Origin of the sequence: Paenibacillus terreus (assembly GCF_042138595.1) — a bacterium.
GTDB classification, from domain to species: domain Bacteria; phylum Bacillota; class Bacilli; order Paenibacillales; family Paenibacillaceae; genus Paenibacillus; species Paenibacillus terreus.
In genome coordinates this window covers 842684-859674 of record NZ_JBHIRX010000001.1, presented here as the reverse complement: position 1 = coordinate 859674, position 16991 = coordinate 842684, and the positions used below count along the sequence as shown (strand labels likewise).

The window sequence follows — 16991 nt, the reverse complement described above, 5'->3', positions numbered from 1 at the left end:
AAGTTCTTTTCCTCATTATACCAAACGTATGTTCCTATTTCAAGCCGAACATCCCACTAAAGCTGCCTCTTTTTTTTCGTATCTCTTTTCTCTTTATTCCTTCCCTTGGGCCCTCTCCCCCCCCTACCCTCTGAATAAAAGGGATAATCATGCAAAGCTGTATAAAGAGGCAACAGGCAACGGACACTAGACACTAGACCCAGACACCAGACACACCAGACACCAAACACCAAACACCATACTCTATAGACACCCGTCTCATTCTGGATACTAAACCTCTGAGGGGGGCGAATCCCCTTCTTGCAACCAAAGCTGGCAAAAAGCTGTCTGCTTTGATTCAGCGTCAACCCCAGTACCAGATCTTCGTGTTACCTCGTTATATCAAGGCCTGTTTGCCGATATCATACTGCGAAAGTTGAGTTAATAAAACAGCGGCTTCTTCCAACGTGTTAAGAAGAGACCGCTGTTTTATTAGAGAGGTCAAGCTCTACTGACCACGTCTTGACTGTTGGGAATCCCTAGTGAACGAACTTATTAAGCTTCCAACTTATACTCTTTCCTGTACTTCCATGCGCAGCAGCTCTATAACCTGGGGCGTGGATTTGGAGCCCATGTCCCCCACTCCCCTTTTCCGGATGGACACAAGGTTGTTCTCTCTCTCCTGCTCACCCACCACCAGCATATACGGCACCTTTTCCAGCTGGGCTTCGCGAATTTTATAACCAAGCTTCTCGCTGCGCGCATCCACCTCGGCACGCAATCCGGCCTGATCCAGCGCTGCTTTAACCTTGTACGCATATTCAGCATCGTTGTCCGAAACCGCCAGTATTTTCGCCTGTACAGGAGCCAGCCATAACGGAAAAGCTCCGCTGTAATGCTCAGTAAGGATGCCGATAAACCGGTCAATGGAACCATAAACCGCCCGGTGAATGACGACAGGACGTTGTTTGCCGCCACTAGCGCCGACGTAGCTAAGTTCGAATTTTTCCGGCATCTGAAAATCAAGCTGAATCGTGCCGCACTGCCAGCTTCGTTTCAGCGCGTCCAGAATGTGAAAATCAATTTTCGGACCATAAAACGCCCCGTCTCCTTCATTGATCCGGTATTCAATTCCCTTTTGCTCCAGAACATTTTGCAGGGACTTCTCCGCCTGGTCCCACAGCCCCTCCGAGCCCATGAAATCAGCCGGGCGTGTCGACAGCTCGATCCTGTATTCAAAACCGAACGTTTGATATACGAAGCCAATCAGTTCAATTACACCATGGATCTCCGCTTCGATTTGCTCCGGCAGCACAAACAGATGGGCATCGTCCTGGCAGAAGGTCCGCACCCGCATCATCCCGTTGAGAGCACCTGAAAATTCATGGCGGTGCACCTGGCCGAATTCGAAAAGACGGATCGGCAGTTCCCGGTAGGAATGCAGGCTGTTTTTGTAAACAAGCATGTGACCCGGGCAGTTCATCGGCTTAAGCGCGAATCTGGCATCATCCACATCTGTAAAATACATGTTGTCTTTATAATGATCCCAATGACCGGATTGCTCCCACAGCCTGTTGTTCAGCATTAACGGAGTCCGTACTTCATCATAACCGCGCTGCAGCTGCAATTCACGCGAGAAGCTTTCGAGCTCATTGCGCAGCGTCATGCCTTTGGGAAGATAGAATGGCATTCCCGGCGCTTCTTCGGAAAACATAAACAGCCCAAGCTCTCTGCCAAGCTTCCTGTGATCCCGTTTCTTTGCCTCCTCCAGCAGCTCCAAATGCACAGCAAGGTGATTTTTCTTGGCAAAAGCTGTGCCATAAATGCGCTGCAGCATCTTGTTGCTTGAATCTCCCCGCCAATAAGCCCCTGCTGCATTCAGCAGCTTGAATGCCTTGATCATTCCAGTGGACGGAAGGTGCGGCCCGCGGCACAGGTCGATAAATTCACCTTGCGAGTATATCGAAATTACCGCATCATCAGGCAAATCCCGGATCAGCTCCATTTTGAACGGCTCTTCCCGATCTTCAAACAACTTCAGTGCTTCCGCACGGCTTACGATCCGGCGCTCGAAAGGCAGGTTCTCCTGAATAATGCGCTCCATTTCTTTTTCGATGCTGACAAGATCATCTGCGGACAGAGGGTTCTCCAGATCCATGTCGTAGTAAAAGCCATCTTCGATCACAGGACCGATGCCAAGCTTTACCGCACGGTTCCCATAAATTCTCTTGACCGCCTGTGCCAGCACATGTGCTGTGCTATGCCTGTAAATCTCCAGTCCTTCCTTGCTTTCCAGTGTGATGATCTCAACAGAACCATCCTCCTGCAGAGGTTGATGAAGATCAACGAGCCTGCCGTTTATTTTCCCGGCGACCGCCTGCTTCAGCAGACTTGAACTGATTGAAGCCGCCACCTGTGCCATTGTGGTGCCTTTCGCATACCCCCTGCTTGCTCCATCCGGCAAAATGATATTCATCCCCATGACTGTTCCTCCATTTCCTGAATTATGGTGAAAAATGTGAACGCAAAAAAACGCAGCTCTCCTCAAGGGACGAGTGCGTTCAGCTCGTGGTTCCACCCTAATTCAACCTCGCTAGACTGCTTATGCCTACAGGCACAAAGTTAGCAAGGTCCTTATTGGTATCCGGTATCGGGGATAAAACGGTGACGCTTACTGCCATGGAACAAATCCACAGGTTCAACGCCACAGCTGCAAAGGGGTAATTTCCATCCGGTTGCTGAAGAAGCTTGCAGCCTGAACTTCTCTCTCTGGACAGCTCGTGAAGGAAATCATGTCTTTGGTCCGTGCCTCAATATTGATTTGTTGGTTATCTTACAAAATCAAAATAGCGGAGTCAAGACATTTTGCAATTTTTTTTAAATTTAGGCCGACTGTCCGGCCGTCATTCATGTACGTTGCCTGCAGCAGAGAATCAGTTGAAACCAGGGATTATACAGCAAGATTACCCTTTTGGTTTGACCACCAATGCAGCGAGAAACGAGAAAATAATCGCTGAGGAGATGCCGGCGCTGGTCACCTTGAAGATACCGCTAACCACACCGATCCAGCCGACGGTTTTCAGCTCCGTGATAGCACCGTGAACGAGTGCGTTGCCAAAGCTGGTAATGGGGACTGATGCGCCCGCGCCGGCAAATTCAATGAGCGGATCATACCACCCGAGTCCGTCCGCAATCGCACCCAATACGACCAGCAGAGCCATGGTGTGTGCGGGGTCCAGCTTAAACACATCAAAGCAAATTTGCCCAAGCACGCAAATCGCTCCGCCTACCAAAAATGCCCATAAAAATATCATGATGATACGCCTCCTGCTTCAATGGAAACGGCATGTGCAATACAGGGTATGGATTCTCCCTGCTGGTAACTGATCGGGGAGAGCAAGGCACCTGTCGCGACCACCAGAATACGCTTCAGTTCCCCTTTGCGCATCCGCTTCAGCAGATGACCGTAGGTAACAACCGCTGAACAGGCGCAGCCGCTGGCCCCGGATTGCACCATTTGCTGCTCATAGTCGTAAATCATCATGCCGCAGTCCGAATATTCGGTTTGGTCCATAGGGATGTTGTGCTTGCGGAACAGCTCCGAAGCGATCTCGTAGCCAACCTTGGCCAAATCGCCCGTTACAATCAGATCGTAATGGCCTGGTTCCACGCCCAAATCACGGAAATGAGCTTCAATTGTATCCACGGCAGCCGGTGCCATCGCCGCTCCCATATTAAACGGGTCTGTAATTCCCATATCAATGACACGCCCGATTGTAGCAGAGGTCACAACAGGTCCTTCACCCTCGGAGGATACCAGTGCCGCCCCCGCGCCGGTTACCGTGTATTGGGCTGTCGGCGGTTTCTGTGATCCGTATTCGGTCGGATAACGGAACTGCTTTTCTGCGCTGGAGTTGTGACTGCATGTGCCGGCAAGCGCAAACTTGGCCGAACCGGAGTTGACGATCATGGAAGCAAGCGCAAGACTCTCCATCGAGGTAGAACAAGCGCCAAATACGCCGAGAAACGGTATCGACAATGTTCGCGCCGCGAAGCTGCTGCTGATCAGTTGGGCCATAAGGTCGCCGCCGATGTAAAACTGGACTTGCTCCTTCGTCAGTCCACCCGACTCAATCGCCAGCTTGGCCGCCTCTTCAATCAGCGTCCGTTCCGCTTTTTCCCAGCTGTCCTGCCCCAGCGTGGAATCGCCGTGGACAATATCAAAGTCTTCAGCAAGGGGGCCTCTGCCTTCGAACGGGCCTACAACAGTTGCCGTTGACCGGATGACCGGCTTGTTTTCAAATATCCAGCTTTGATGCCCTTTTAGCATCTCATGATCCCCCTCCGCCTTTAAAAACTAAGGTCAGAATGCCAATAACAAAGGCAGCTACCGTTCCGTACACGATTACAGGTCCCGCAACCTTGAACATTTTGCCTCCGACACCGAGAACATAACCTTCACTTTTATGCTCGATGGCTGCGGATGCCATGGAGTTCGCAAATCCGGTCACGGGTACGGCAGAACCGGCTCCCGCCCATTGGGCAATTTTGTCATAAACGCCGAGACTGGTCAGGATGACCGAAATAATGATGAGGGTGGCGACAGTTGGATCGCCGGCACTCTTTTTATCAAAACCTCCCCAATGAATGAACATTTCCTGAATGGCCTGGCCTACAATACAAATGGTGCCCCCGACAAGAAACGCCCGCAAGCAGTTGAGGAGGACCGGCCGGGGCGGTTCCTTTTGCTGGGCAAGCTTCTGGTACTCCTGCTGTGTGGGGGTCATATTTTTCTTTTTGCTGTTCGACAAGATAAGTTCCTCCGTTTCTGCTTATAGTGTGAGTTCAAAAAGTCAGGTTTTCAGCACCGAAGCCTATGCTTCCGAAGTGCGTTTTTTCAAAACGCTGGAGTTGAATGAAGCTAGGGACTGAGGAGCGGAGCGTACTTGGGGTACGTGAGCACCTGAAATGTTTCCGCAGGAAACATGCTTCGGAAGCATCTACTTAGGCCCGGCTGAATTCAAGATTCGATGTCGAGTCCGCTTCCTGACTTCCTTCGTGATCAAAAGATGACTTTTTGAATTACCTCTTATAGGCTGAGATTTAGCGGCTGAGCAGCGGCTTCACATCTTTAATCACGCTTTCCAGTTGTTTGGAGCATTCTTCATACAGCTTCTTTCCGTCCTTGTCTTTTGTGGATAAAGAGAACATTTCCAGATCTGCTTCGCATTTTTTGAGCGTAGCGAGCAGCAAGGCTTTCTCCTGAGGCTGCGGGACCTTCAGTTGATCATCAAACAAATCGACATAGAGCTGACCGTAAGAATCGACCTGTCCGAGGAACACATTCTCCAGTGCAACCCCCTGTTTTTCCAGCTCCACTGCAAGCCAGCCCCTGTTGAAGCCGATCGTTGAAAGAGGCTCGTCCATAATTTCCCCGTCCATGATCACCGTTTGCGGCTCCTGCTCAGGTGCTACCTTGATGCCCAGGTTTTTCGGGGTAAGAGGCAGGTTTTCTTTCGTGACCAGCACATTCAATTCCCCGCTTGGTTCCATAATGGCAAACTCAACATCCGCGGTCCTGAACACATTTTTACTGCGCAGCAGCTCCAGTAGCTCGTCGGCTGTCATCCGTTCTTTTTTCAAGTTATCTTCGAGAATTTTACCGTCTTTAATGACCACCCTGGCCACACCGTCCATAATGCCTCTGAATCTCCTGCTCTTCAGCTGAAAATACTCGATGGCCAGGGATACAAGCACCCATACGCAAAGGGAGACTACGCCCAGATACCACGTGCCGTCAACTTCGAGCGGAATATAGGCGGCCAGGCTTCCGACAGTAATTCCGGTTATGTATTCGAACAAGGAGAGCTGGGAAACCTGCCTTTTTCCGAGCAGCTTGGTCATAATGAAAAGAACGACTATAGCCACCAGGGTACGTATAGCGACGATAAACCAATCCTGCATTGCTGCACCTTCTTTCTCAAATTCCACGAGGAAAAAATTTACAGTATGCAGGATTTCCATTCTCAACCATTTTAAACATAGATCGACCGGGGAAATCGGTAAGGATGAAGCAGGTATGTTTTTTGAAAAGGAAGGTTACATTAACTTCGTTGCTTGCTGAGGAAATAGTTAGCAAGCACAACTTATACGAGTGAAGGAGGTGGGTTCGGTGACCGTGGCATCTGACGTAAAAACCTGCGTAGCTTCGTTAAAAAGCGCACAAGCGAGCCTGGAACAGTTTGCTCTGTCGACGCAAAATCAAGAGGCGAAAACGCTGTTCACAAATGCGGCTCAGCAAACGCAGCAGATCGTTCAACAGGTGGAGCAAAGAGTTCAGCAGCTGGAAAATGAAGAGCCTCAATATAAAGGCTTTTAAAAACTTTACGGATTGTCTTGGCGTGCAACAAAAGAAAGAGGTGTCCCTAATAAACGATTGTTTCAGGGGCACCTCCTCCTCAATTTGTTATGAAATCTTACATCATGCGATTTTCCTTGTGTAACTGTTCAAGAATGATTTGGCTAACTCGTGACACACGGTCACGATCCTGAGAGGTCAGCCATACCAGCTCGGCAATTTCCGAGTCAGGACGCAACTCGCCGGTGAATTTGGCGGTATAACAGGTCATTTTCACGATGATCCCTTCCGACTTTCCATCCGCCTGTGCTTCAAAGGTTCCAACATAAGAAATGCTTTCCGGCAAAATGTCTACGGACAGCTCTTCCTTGATTTCTCGGATAAGCGTTTCCTCATCCGTCTCGCCGGGCTCTCTTTTCCCACCCGGCAGATAACAGAGCTCTTTCCCTTGGGAACGCGCGCCAAGCACACGGCCATTTTGAAGATAAATCCATGCAATCTTATCAATGATTTTGCTCATCCTGTTCACCTGCTATAGAAATTTGTAGGTTGCTGTATTTCCTGATACTAATGGGTTGGTACACCTTCATTTATTGATGATTGCCGTAATACCGCTTCCTGTCAAGTAAGGGCTTAAGCTAACTGCAGTTCTGCACCCGTTCCAGCAAAAAAAACAAAGCAGCCTCGGCTAAAGCTAGGCTGCCATTTTTGTTCAGAACCGGGGCAGATTAGACAGATTGTTGTCCGGATCCCCGTCCGGGTAGGATCTTAATGTTTTTTGCCCCTCACGGTTCTTACCTGTGTTCACATCCTCGATCAGCTCTGCTTCCGCCATTCCGATGGCTGTTGCAATATCAACCACTTGCCCGTTGTTCAAGCGGACGGCGGCAATCGCTCCGTTGTCGTAATGCACGGCCTCGATTTGTGCCTTGCGCGGATCGATCGTGTGCGGTCCGGCTCCATACCTGGTCCCTTCTCGCATAAACGTACCGGTTGCTTCAGACTGCTGCATGCCTGCATCCTGCCCGGAGCCCTGGCTGTCCATAGGCTCAAAATGAGGGATGGGCTGACCGTTCCAGGCATGGTCGGCATTGTGTGTCGACAAATCCTCGTTTGCTCCTTGTTCAGGCTGCTTCAACGCTGTTCACTCCTTAACCTGTAGTGTCCTGCATTCTTAGCATTTCTCCCGAAAGGGCAGCTCATGTATAAAAGTTTCCGGATGAAACCACCTCCATGATATAGGCCTTCAGATCGACAAGCCGCAGCTTGGACGGCTTCATATCCGTTCCGGCGATAATAAGCGGGATCAGCGACTCCCCCAAGCTTAAAGAGCCATGTCCTCCCCCTCCCTTATGCGTTGGGGAACTCCGGTCAGCGAGTTCATAACCAGGCTTGGCTCCCACGATCAGATACCGGCCCCGGTGGGAATTCAAGGAGCCGTATATCCGCTGCAGGACATCCGGATATTTTCCGTACCGGATTTCATGCCTTGATTCATCCGGCTGCAGATCCAGCAGCTCCAACGGCCCCTCTATCGTCCATGTCTGCTCATAATCATCCGTCCATGCGTCTCCTGTCTTGAAACGAAGCTCCTGCCCGTTTCTGGCTGCCACAATCCATCCTTCTTCCTTCCACGCAACAAAATCGATCCGGTCATCCGCGCTCAGCGGCTGTGCAATATGCCGTAAATCGAGCGTCTCTTTCAAACAGTAAACATAGGCCATCGTTTCATTGACGGCAAGTACGACCTCGGTATGGGCCGTCACCTTTTGACCCGGATGCAGCACGTTATATCCTTCATACAGCTTGTGCAGCTGGATGATGGGCTGTTCCTGAGCCGGCATGATTTGGCTGACCCCGCTGTCCCCGGAAATGACAAATACAGCCTGCTGCAACGCCTGTTCCGGTGAGCCGAAAGCCTCCAGCACCGCTTGAAGCTTCTTGTCCGCCTCCACTGCACCTTTCAGAACGGATGGCCCTTTTTTATGGAGCAGCTTGTCCATACTGGGCATGTAGACGTATAGAAAATCAGGCAGCTGTTCCGTCCGGATCAAGTGCTTCAGTGTCTCAACCGAATATGTATCGTTCAGCCCCAGACGATGAAATATGCTTTGCGGTGCCTGTATTTTACCGTTTAACGGATTGGATAAGCCCCCAAGACTGAACCAGTCCGGGCCCTTGACCTGAATCCGCTCGGGCCATGATGTAATCATGCGCATCCAGGACGGGATCGTCATGGTGTGCTGGACCGGACCCCGGTACACAAGACCGTTGATCGTTCCGCTAGTAAAGCCGCGCCGTGCCAGATCTTCATAAATCGTCGGCACGTCGGGATTCAAATGCTCCCCGTTTAACCGAAGAACCGCATCCTCAAGCACAGCCGGTATACCCTGCCGGATCACTTCCATGGGCCCGGTTCCGTAATTGATCACCCTTTCGGCATCCGAATCATACCAAGCCAGGCCAGGCACAGAATGCTGATCCGGATAGGTGCCCGTCACCAGTGAGCTGTCTATCGTAACGGACATCGTCGGAAAGGAAGTGACCATATCGCGGTAATATTGACCGTGTTCAATCAGAAATTGCAGGGCGGGCAGCTTCTTCTGCGCCACTCCCTGGTCGATGGCCGAAGCCAGCAGCGAATCAATCAAAAGATAAATCACGCTCTTGCTATTTTGCGTCAACACCCCGTTCACCCACTATGACTGTATTCGGATACAGCTACTAGTGTGATCCTCTTTGCCGCTAATTATCAGCCGGCTGTGGATGTCATAAGGAGAAGCTGGTTTTCTTCAATTCTTCCGTACTGAACAGAATTTCGTACACTTGAACACGCTGCTCACGGGTGAATTGCTCTGCAATAGCCAATACGTCATTTTTGCGAATACCGTGGATCATCGCGTAAAGATTATATGGCCAATCATGGCAGGGACTGCGGTGATAGCAGTGACTGACTTCCTTGTATGCAGCCAGCATGCGCCCGGCCTCATTTATTTGCTCTTCGGGGACGAGGCATACAAACAGGCCATTCGCCTCAAATCCCGCTTTTCTGTGTTTCAGAACGGCCCCGATCCTTTTCAAAGACCCAGATGCCTGCAGATGCTTAAGCCGCTCAAGCACTTCGGTCACTGTGCATCCGATCCGCCGTGCGATTTCAGCATAAGGCTCTGAAACCAGCGGAAAATCCTGCTGCAGCTCCCGCATAATAATCATATCGATGTCCGTTTCGAATTCATTCATCTTGATTCGCCTTTCTTCGCATCCATATTCCAAAATACATTCAGCTTGTATACCTGCTCTGCCGGAAATTCATACAGCCTCGTATTGCCTGCCGCTGCACGGATGAGCTCTAACATATTCTCCCGTTCCTTTTCGGTGCGTGCCGCCAAGGTAAACCACATGTTCAATCTGCCTTCACGGCGGTAATTATGGGTCACGGTTTGAAGGCTGTTTACCACATCAGCAACGCAATAAAAAAGCTCATCTTCCACCTGCATGGCATACAGCCTCACCTCATACCCCAGCTTGCGCGGATTAAAAATCCCTCCGATACGGCGTATGATGCCCGTGACTTCCAGCTTCGCCAGTGTGTGGATCACTTCTTCCTCCCCCAGTTTCAGATCCACCGCGATGGCGAGCCAGGGCCGTTCCACAAGAGGTATCCCCTGCTGCAGACGGTTCAGCACAAGAACGTCCTTTGCATCCAGATCCACTGCTATCCCTCCACCGCTAATTGATCGGCAAATCTTTTAAAACACCAGGGTTCTTCAGCCAGATAATTTCCATTACTGTAAAAGTAAGACCTGGCCCGGCATCCGCCGCATATATGAATATCCGGGCAGGAACCGCACGCCCCTTCGTATTTCTGGAAGTTCCTTAAGTCCTTGAAGACAGAGCTGTGGCTCCAGATTTCATGAAACGGCTGCTCTCGCACATTGCCTGCTTTGACCGGCAAATAAGGACATACATGAACGTCTCCTTCCGGCAATACCGAGCAATAAGACACGCCGGCAAGGCAGCCGCGAGTGTAGCGCAAATCCAGTCCCATGCTTTTGGCCAAGGGCATGAACTGGGGAGCGCAGGTCGGCTTGATCTCCACCGCAGTTGTTTTTTGCTTAACCAGCACCCTCTTCAACACGCTGAAATACCGCTCCCGCTTTAATGCTTCTTCCTCCATGTTCACTCCGCGCCCTGTAGGCACAAGAAAAAAGGGGTGCAGTGAAACAACATTCAGCTGCTCGGCAAGCCGGACCACCTGCTCGAAGTCGTCGATATTTTTTTCCGAAAGAGTCATATTAATTTGAACCTTCATGCCTGCTTCCCGTGCATGGCGGATGCCCATGACAGCTTTTTGCCACCCGTCGGAAGCGTTCCTGAATCGGTTATGATAGGCAGGAGCAGAACTGTCAATACTAATGGCGATGCCCCCCAGACCTGCTGCCTTCAAAGCGGCGGCCTTGGCTGCGGTCAATAACGTGCCGTTGCTGCCCATTACCGGCCGCAGGCCTGTTGATGCCGCATAGGCCACAAGCTCACACACATCGTCACGTGTCAGCGGCTCCCCACCGCTGAGTATGAGCAGCCTGAAACCTGCCTCTTTGATCTGATCAATTAGACGCCGCCCCTCTTCGGTGCTCAACTGCCCCGCAACCGGAGCCTGAGGGCCGGAATCCCGATAGCAATGTTCGCAATATAAGTTGCACCGCCTCGTTATATTCCAGGATATAAGCATTTATCCTCTGCCTCCTCTAGGTCTGTTCATCACACGCCAATTTCCTGGTCGTTCAGGTAGCAGGAAGGATCGGGTGACCAAAAGTCACCTCCCGCTGAAGCGCGCGCCCTGAAATTGCCGTTGCAGATATCCAGCCATCGGCAATGCCGGCATCGTCCTTGAAGCAATGGCTTGCGGTTGCGCAGTCCCACTATCACCGGATGGGCAGCCTCCTTCCAGATCTCGCTGAATTTCCTTTCCCTGATGCTGCCAACTTCAACATCCCTGGTGAACTGATCCGGGTAGACACGTCCATGCCAATCAACACACGCAATCGCCACGCCGGAACGGTTGCCGCCATTGCGGCGCAGCAGCTCCAGCAGCTGATCCGCCCGTTCTGGATCACGCCGGTTCATCCAGTTATACAAATAAACGCCGTCGGCATGGTTATCCACGGTCAGCAGCTCCACCCGTTTTCCTTTGCCGTGAAGGTCGAGTGTCTTGGCAATAATCCGTTCAAGAGCGCTCCTGGATTGCTCACGCGTGACATCCTCATGCTGCAGCTTGCTGCCGCGGCCGGAATAGACAAGATGATAAAAGCAGGCTCGCGGAATATTTTCCTGCTCGATTAAATCCAATACGCCGTCAAGATCATGATAGGTATGCCGGCTGATCGTAAAGCGCAGTCCGGCTTTTTGGCCGATGGCAAGACAGCTGCGAATCCCCGCAATCGCCTGATTGAAGGCTCCCTGTCGGCCGCGGAAACGGTCATGCCTGTTTTCAAGGCCGTCTAGGCTGATCCCGACATACTGAACACCCGCATCCTGGAGCTGTTTTGCCCGTTTTGCCGTGATCAAGGTTCCGTTCGTCGAGACAACCGGGCGAATTCCCTTGGAAGCGGCAAAAGCAGCAAGTTCATAAATGTCACGACGAAGGAGCGGCTCCCCGCCGGAGAATAACAGCACAGGCACCTTGAAGCTCGCCAGGTCCTCGATGAATGCCATCGCTTCTTCTGTTGACAGCTCGCCGGGAGCCCTGGAAGTACAGGCATCTGCATAGCAGTGCTTGCACTGCAGGTTGCATGCCCGTGTAGCATTCCAGACTACTACAGGGCCTTTCCCTTCTGAAACGCCGTGCGGCTTTTCTCCGATGGATATAGAATAGCGCCATTGGTCTCCCGTGCCCTCCATACCCGTAAGCAGTCTCGTTACATTAATCATGAGCTGTTCCTCATTTCTCCACTATTGGATTCCAATCTCAGATGTGTTTAGTATGTTATACTTTGTGAAATAAAATACAAAGTTACAATGGCAAAGTGCTCCGCAATAAAAAATATCCACCCACATTCCGTGGATGGATAGATACAATCTATAAGTACATCATGGACCATTGGCCGATGTCTTTAAAGCCAAGTCTTTTATAAATGGAGCCTGCAACCGGATTATCATAAAACAAACAGACGGTTCGGCCTTCCGCCAAAAGATCGGCACAAAGGCGCCGCACCAGGTACGAGGCAAGCCCTTGCCCTCTATATTCGGGATGTGTGGCTACACCCACGATCATGGCAGACAGCGAGTTTTCCGCCGTGGAAGAAGCAACCGCAATAACCTTCCCTTCCTTTTCGACAAAATAGCTGCGTCCCGTACTGCTCTCCAGCTTACGCCGCATGCCGCTGCGCATGGATTCCCCGCTTGAGACAAATTCCTGAATCTGATCGAGCAGCGAACAAACCGCCTCGACATCCTCCACACCTGATTGTCTGATCTCAAAATGACTGTTCGCCCCCATCCCACCACTCTCCTGCAGAGCGGTAAGCTCAGCAAAGTGCAGGCGCTTCTCCTTTGCAAAGCTGATCTCTCGGACAAAACGATCCACAATGGGTGAGGAGCCTGACATCATTTCCTTCTTTTTGCCGGATAACACAAGCTCCGCGAAACCCTGCACATCAAAATCTCCCTCTGCATAAGGAAGGAAGCTGCCATCATACCGCAGCAGCACAGCCTTCAGACGGCCGTCGGCAGCATCAAACTCTCCCCACAGTTCCTGGAAATCAGTTTCAAAGCCGAAGTTCTCCACATCTCCGATAATAAACAAATTGAGGGACGGCTCCCGCCCTGCCAGCTGCATTACACTCTCACGGTCCGCCTCCGTCAGCTTGCGAATCATATACCACTCCCCCTGTTGATGGAAAATTTTATATACCATACCATGTTAGCTTGCAGGCTGTAAACATGAAATTTTCCAATAACGGGAAAGGTACTCTATCCAGCCGCTGGTTATGTAAGTGATCCGCTGGTTCCCCAAATGAGCAAAACATCGTCCAACTATTTTAAAGGCCGGGGTCTCCCCCGGCCGAAATACTGTACATGCTGTTTTATTGCTGCCACACATCGTGGTACCCGGGATTTCTTTCAAATTGAATCCTCGCATAGGAGCATAAAGGAATAATTTTTTTGGCTTCCTGTCTCGCCTCTTCGGCCACCCTGTCCAGCATTCGTTTGGCGATATCACCGCCGCGGTATTCGGGTGTAACATAGGTATGATCAAGCATCCAGGTATCTGTTCCCGGTCTGACCGAATAAGTAATTTCCCCGATCAGCCCATGCTCCCCCCGGATGACAAACCCGTTTCCTTCTTTCACCAGTTTGCCGCCCGCAATCGTTTCTTCCCCTGCATCCTCGGCTAAACCAGCGGACTCCAGATCCTGAAAGCCCTCTTTTGTGGATTCCAGCATTTCCTTGGTTTCCTGCACGGAATTTTTAGCGCCATTACTCATCATTTGCACCTCCTTCGATGTCTCTCCGATGCCTGTCATTATGTATTACCCATTCCGGCTGTATTCCAAATTAGGAATGACTGTCTGGACAGGATGCACATACCCGTTTAGTATGCAGGCCCCCAAAGCTTTGTATTCCCGCTGATATCAAACAGCGCTTGATCTCTGTTCTTCCGGTCATACTTATATGTGTTGGTAAAATTAGCAGCTCATTTGTGTTATTCTCGCTTTTCACAAGTTTTTCAAAAAAGCTTGCATCATTCAGAAAATGATTGTATGATTGCCACATAAGAACACATGAGCAACTATTCATATATTAGGAGGAAAATGTTATGAGCCATTCCACACATCAGCACTCTGCGCATGCTCATCATGATCATGCACACAGCCACGGACATGCTCACGGCCATCACGATCACGCGCATGCCCACATGCCAAATAACAAAAAAGGGCTTGCCATCGCCCTCATCATTACAACCGGAATTATGTTTTTGGAATTTTTCGGCGGACTTGTCACCAACAGTCTTGCTCTGCTGTCGGATTCGGGTCATATGCTTAGCGATGCCGGAGCGCTCGCTTTGAGTCTCGTTGCCATGTTCATGTCGGCTAAAGCGCCATCCGCAAAAAAAACGTACGGCTTTTACCGGTTCGAAATATTGGCCGCTCTGCTGAACGGTGTCGCTCTGTTCGTCATTGCCGGATTTATCATTTGGGAAGCTTATCAACGCTTCTTTGAGCCTCCAACTGTAGCCAGCGGCTCCATGATGGTCATCGCTTTTATCGGGCTGTTTGCCAATTTGCTCAGCGCCTGGTTCCTGATGAGAAAAAGCGATGTGAAAGAGAATATCAATGTGCGCAGCGCCTATCTTCATGTACTTGGTGACGCGCTTGGTTCGGTGGGTGCCATCGCAGCCGGACTGATTATGAGCCTGACCTCCTGGTACGTCGCTGATCCGATTATCAGCGTGCTCGTGGCCCTGCTTATCTTGAAAAGCGCCTGGGGTGTTATCCAAAATGCGATCCACATCCTGATGGAGGGCACACCGGCAGGAGTCGATTCGGCACAGGTGCGCGAGACACTGATGCAGGTGGATGGTGTTGTCGATGTGCATGACCTCCATATTTGGACCATCACTTCCGGAATGAATTCGTTAAGCTGCCACTTGGTGATTGCAGACCAGAAAGACCCTCAGGCCGTGCTGCAGCAGGCTCTCCGGCTGATTGAACAAAAATTCAACATTACCCACGCCACCATTCAGGTAGAAGATGGACAGCTGCAGCATGGTGAGCTGAAAGTTTAATAGAAGAATAGTCAACTTTTTCAGGTGCAGATCAGAGCTGACGGCTCATCTGCACCTGTTCGGCATACACAGTAAAGCCGATTTGCTTCAGAATTTTCCCGGTTACAGCACTTGCATGCTTTGGGAGATTGGGAACAGTACGGTTCATATTGTCTGTAAATTTGCCAAACACATGGCTTAACATCATATGTATCAAATATTTGCTATCTGGGTGATCGGGAAACACTTCACACTGATATAAAGTGGTGGATGTGTGTTCTCCATCTGTGTTGAAGCTTCTGCGATAATACGCGTAACCTACTGGATCGCCCATCCCGCTACGAACGATAACAGCTTCGCCGTCTTTTACACTCTGCCATTGAGTCTGCCAGGGATGAGACGCACGGTAGAACTGGAGCTGCCCAGCATGAACAGGAAACGCAGCTTCTATATGATAATCCGCACTGGCCGGAATACTCAGCGGGGTATAACCGTTCAAGCTTCCTTTGAGGGTTAAATACTCAAGCTCATCCACGATCTCAAAGCCCGCCTTTTTATATAACGAAATCGCCCCTTCATTTTTGCTCACCGCTTCAAGCGTTACTTTCTCTACACCTTCACCTTTTAAAAGATCAAGCGCGGCAGATATTAGTTTCTTCCCCACCCCTTTTCCCCTCATGGACTGCGCAACCCCGGTCCCGCCATTCCAGGCGATTTTTTGTCCCTGAACAGTTCGTATGCCGTGCATGATGATTCCGACGGGTTGGTTTCCATCAAATGCGATCAGTGTGAGCGAAGGTAACAGGTCCTCTGCCACCATTCTTTTCACAAAAACATCCGGTGTTGTGGCCATATTAAAATAATATCCTTCAAACCCGTCATTCCAGGCCTGCACGGCTTCATCTATGGTGCATGAGGTCATTTTCTCAATTCGGATCAAGTTTTTTCCTCCCCATTTGTTTGAGAAGATTATAGCAAAAGTTATGAACAAAAAAACTCACTTTTCGTATGGATGAATCCATACAAAAAGCGAGTTTCGCTTAATGATTCTAAAAATTAGTCTTCAAATTCAACATTATGATAAACCTGCTGCACGTCTTCGAGGTCTTCCAGCGCATCGATCAGCTTCTCGAATTGTGCCTGTCCGTCTTCCGGAATCGTTACATAGGTCTGTGGAAGCATCGTTAGTTCCGCAACGGTGAACTCGTCAACTCCGGCATTTTTCAACGCCTCCTGCACAGCATGGAATTGATCCGGCTCCGCGTAAACGATGACTGCCTCATCCTCCTCAAGCACGTCTCGCACATCCACATCCGCTTCAAGCAGAACTTCAATGACCTCATCGACCGTCTTGCCTTCCAGCCCGATAATGGCCGTGGCGTCAAACATATAAGCAACCGAGCCGCTCACACCCATGTTGCCGCCATTTTTGCTGAATGCAGCGCGTACAGCAGGTGCCGTGCGGTTCACGTTATTCGTCAGCGCGTCTACAATAATCATGGAGCCGTTGGGGCCAAAACCTTCGTACCGCAGCTCTTCATAGTTTTCATCCGCACTGCCTTTGGCTTTCTCCAGCGCACGGTCAATAATGGCTTTAGGCACATTATAGGTTTTAGCGCGTTCCAGTACCACCTTCAGGGCGCGGTTGGATTCCGGGTCCGGTTCGCCTTTCTTGGCGGCTACGTAGATTTCTACGCCAAACTTCGCATATACTTTACTCGTGTTGGCGTCTTTGGACGCCTTTTTTTCCTTAATATTATTCCATTTACGACCCATACTGTTCCGCTCTCTTTCTATATTGAATCTAGAAATTTGGTTTTCGTTTCAAACATGACCTTTTCCATTATAGCTCTTAAAAAGCGCTTGAACAAGCTCCATTAGACCTTC

The 16991-nt window shown here is 50.4% G+C and carries 18 protein-coding genes; 2 read left to right on the top strand and 16 right to left on the bottom strand.

Annotated features, from left to right (window positions below; genetic code table 11):
- Nucleotides 1-547 precede the first annotated feature (547 nt).
- The 5 genes from thrS to ACE5KN_RS03935 all read right to left on the bottom strand — a co-directional run bounded on the left by thrS (nt 548) and on the right by ACE5KN_RS03935 (nt 5943).
- Nucleotides 548-2461 (bottom strand): threonine--tRNA ligase, encoded by a 1914-nt coding sequence (gene thrS / locus ACE5KN_RS03955; protein ID WP_375528893.1) that lies wholly within the window; start codon nt 2459-2461, stop codon nt 548-550.
- A gap of 481 nt (nt 2462-2942) precedes the next feature.
- A complete protein-coding gene (spoVAE, locus tag ACE5KN_RS03950; RefSeq protein ID WP_375528894.1) occupies nt 2943-3293 on the bottom strand; it encodes a stage V sporulation protein AE in 351 nt (116 codons plus the stop codon).
- Nucleotides 3290-4309 (bottom strand): stage V sporulation protein AD, encoded by a 1020-nt coding sequence (spoVAD, locus tag ACE5KN_RS03945; protein WP_375528895.1) that lies wholly within the window; start codon nt 4307-4309, stop codon nt 3290-3292. Before spoVAD ends, spoVAE begins: the two co-directional genes overlap by 4 nt.
- A gap of 1 nt (nt 4310) precedes the next feature.
- The gene (gene spoVAC, locus ACE5KN_RS03940; protein WP_375528896.1) at nt 4311-4790 is read right to left on the bottom strand and encodes a stage V sporulation protein AC; all 480 of its coding nucleotides are present in this window, start codon (nt 4788-4790) and stop codon (nt 4311-4313) included.
- A gap of 292 nt (nt 4791-5082) precedes the next feature.
- Complete coding sequence (locus tag ACE5KN_RS03935; protein WP_375525279.1) at nt 5083-5943, bottom strand: DUF421 domain-containing protein; 861 nt, start codon at nt 5941-5943, stop codon at nt 5083-5085.
- Between the two features lie 208 nt (nt 5944-6151).
- Here ACE5KN_RS03935 and ACE5KN_RS03930 point away from each other — a divergent pair, with 208 nt between their 5' ends.
- Entirely contained in the window at nt 6152-6358 is a 207-nt protein-coding gene (locus tag ACE5KN_RS03930) for a DUF1657 domain-containing protein (RefSeq protein ID WP_375358008.1), read from the top strand.
- A gap of 97 nt (nt 6359-6455) precedes the next feature.
- Here the strand turns inward: ACE5KN_RS03930 and ACE5KN_RS03925 are convergent, their stop codons facing one another.
- From ACE5KN_RS03925 to ACE5KN_RS03885, 9 genes are all read right to left on the bottom strand, one after another.
- Entirely contained in the window at nt 6456-6857 is a 402-nt protein-coding gene (locus ACE5KN_RS03925; protein WP_375525278.1) for an NUDIX hydrolase, read from the bottom strand.
- A gap of 192 nt (nt 6858-7049) precedes the next feature.
- Complete coding sequence (locus ACE5KN_RS03920) at nt 7050-7475, bottom strand: DUF3892 domain-containing protein (RefSeq protein ID WP_375525277.1); 426 nt, start codon at nt 7473-7475, stop codon at nt 7050-7052.
- Nucleotides 7476-7536: 61 nt separating this feature from the next.
- Nucleotides 7537-9000: an alkaline phosphatase family protein gene (locus ACE5KN_RS03915; protein WP_375533035.1), complete on the bottom strand. Its 1464-nt coding sequence runs from the start codon at nt 8998-9000 to the stop codon at nt 7537-7539.
- A gap of 106 nt (nt 9001-9106) precedes the next feature.
- A complete protein-coding gene (gene ahbB / locus ACE5KN_RS03910) occupies nt 9107-9577 on the bottom strand; it encodes a siroheme decarboxylase subunit beta (protein ID WP_375525275.1) in 471 nt (156 codons plus the stop codon).
- Entirely contained in the window at nt 9574-10050 is a 477-nt protein-coding gene (ahbA, locus tag ACE5KN_RS03905) for a siroheme decarboxylase subunit alpha (RefSeq protein ID WP_375525274.1), read from the bottom strand. Before ahbA ends, ahbB begins: the two co-directional genes overlap by 4 nt.
- Nucleotides 10051-10052: 2 nt before the next feature.
- On the bottom strand, nt 10053-11069 hold the full coding sequence (locus tag ACE5KN_RS03900) for a radical SAM protein (RefSeq protein WP_375525273.1): 1017 nt from the start codon (nt 11067-11069) through the stop codon (nt 10053-10055).
- Nucleotides 11070-11098: 29 nt separating this feature from the next.
- Nucleotides 11099-12268, bottom strand: coding sequence for a radical SAM protein (locus ACE5KN_RS03895; RefSeq protein ID WP_375525272.1), 1170 nt, complete (start codon nt 12266-12268; stop codon nt 11099-11101).
- Nucleotides 12269-12416: 148 nt separating this feature from the next.
- On the bottom strand, nt 12417-13214 hold the full coding sequence (locus ACE5KN_RS03890) for a GNAT family N-acetyltransferase (protein ID WP_375525271.1): 798 nt from the start codon (nt 13212-13214) through the stop codon (nt 12417-12419).
- A gap of 208 nt (nt 13215-13422) precedes the next feature.
- Nucleotides 13423-13824 carry a GNAT family N-acetyltransferase gene (locus ACE5KN_RS03885; protein ID WP_375525270.1) on the bottom strand — a complete coding sequence of 134 codons (402 nt, stop codon included), beginning with the start codon at nt 13822-13824 and terminating at the stop codon, nt 13423-13425.
- Nucleotides 13825-14156: 332 nt separating this feature from the next.
- Between ACE5KN_RS03885 and ACE5KN_RS03880 the strand changes: the two genes are divergently transcribed.
- On the top strand, nt 14157-15125 hold the full coding sequence (locus ACE5KN_RS03880) for a cation diffusion facilitator family transporter (RefSeq protein WP_375525269.1): 969 nt from the start codon (nt 14157-14159) through the stop codon (nt 15123-15125).
- 31 nt (nt 15126-15156) lie between these two features.
- Here ACE5KN_RS03880 and ACE5KN_RS03875 read toward each other — a convergent pair whose 3' ends face one another.
- Nucleotides 15157-16044: a GNAT family N-acetyltransferase gene (locus ACE5KN_RS03875; protein WP_375525268.1), complete on the bottom strand. Its 888-nt coding sequence runs from the start codon at nt 16042-16044 to the stop codon at nt 15157-15159.
- A gap of 116 nt (nt 16045-16160) precedes the next feature.
- Nucleotides 16161-16880, bottom strand: coding sequence for a YebC/PmpR family DNA-binding transcriptional regulator (locus ACE5KN_RS03870; RefSeq protein WP_375525267.1), 720 nt, complete (start codon nt 16878-16880; stop codon nt 16161-16163).
- Nucleotides 16881-16991 lie beyond the last annotated feature (111 nt).

Excerpts from the sequence above, each read along its gene's own strand:
- thrS (WP_375528893.1), bottom strand. The coding sequence starts at position 2,461 with ATGGGGATGAATATCATTTTGCCGGATGGAGCAAGCAGGGGGTATGCG.
- spoVAE (WP_375528894.1), bottom strand. The coding sequence starts at position 3,293 with ATGATATTTTTATGGGCATTTTTGGTAGGCGGAGCGATTTGCGTGCTT.
- spoVAD (WP_375528895.1), bottom strand. The coding sequence starts at position 4,309 with ATGCTAAAAGGGCATCAAAGCTGGATATTTGAAAACAAGCCGGTCATC.
- ACE5KN_RS03935 (WP_375525279.1), bottom strand. The coding sequence starts at position 5,943 with ATGCAGGATTGGTTTATCGTCGCTATACGTACCCTGGTGGCTATAGTC.
- ACE5KN_RS03925 (WP_375525278.1), bottom strand. The coding sequence starts at position 6,857 with ATGAGCAAAATCATTGATAAGATTGCATGGATTTATCTTCAAAATGGC.
- ahbB (WP_375525275.1), bottom strand. The coding sequence starts at position 9,577 with ATGAATGAATTCGAAACGGACATCGATATGATTATTATGCGGGAGCTG.
- ACE5KN_RS03900 (WP_375525273.1), bottom strand. The coding sequence starts at position 11,069 with ATGCTTATATCCTGGAATATAACGAGGCGGTGCAACTTATATTGCGAA.
- ACE5KN_RS03895 (WP_375525272.1), bottom strand. The coding sequence starts at position 12,268 with ATGATTAATGTAACGAGACTGCTTACGGGTATGGAGGGCACGGGAGAC.
- ACE5KN_RS03890 (WP_375525271.1), bottom strand. The coding sequence starts at position 13,214 with ATGATTCGCAAGCTGACGGAGGCGGACCGTGAGAGTGTAATGCAGCTG.
- ACE5KN_RS03885 (WP_375525270.1), bottom strand. The coding sequence starts at position 13,824 with ATGAGTAATGGCGCTAAAAATTCCGTGCAGGAAACCAAGGAAATGCTG.
- ACE5KN_RS03880 (WP_375525269.1), top strand. The coding sequence starts at position 14,157 with ATGAGCCATTCCACACATCAGCACTCTGCGCATGCTCATCATGATCAT.
- ACE5KN_RS03870 (WP_375525267.1), bottom strand. The coding sequence starts at position 16,880 with ATGGGTCGTAAATGGAATAATATTAAGGAAAAAAAGGCGTCCAAAGAC.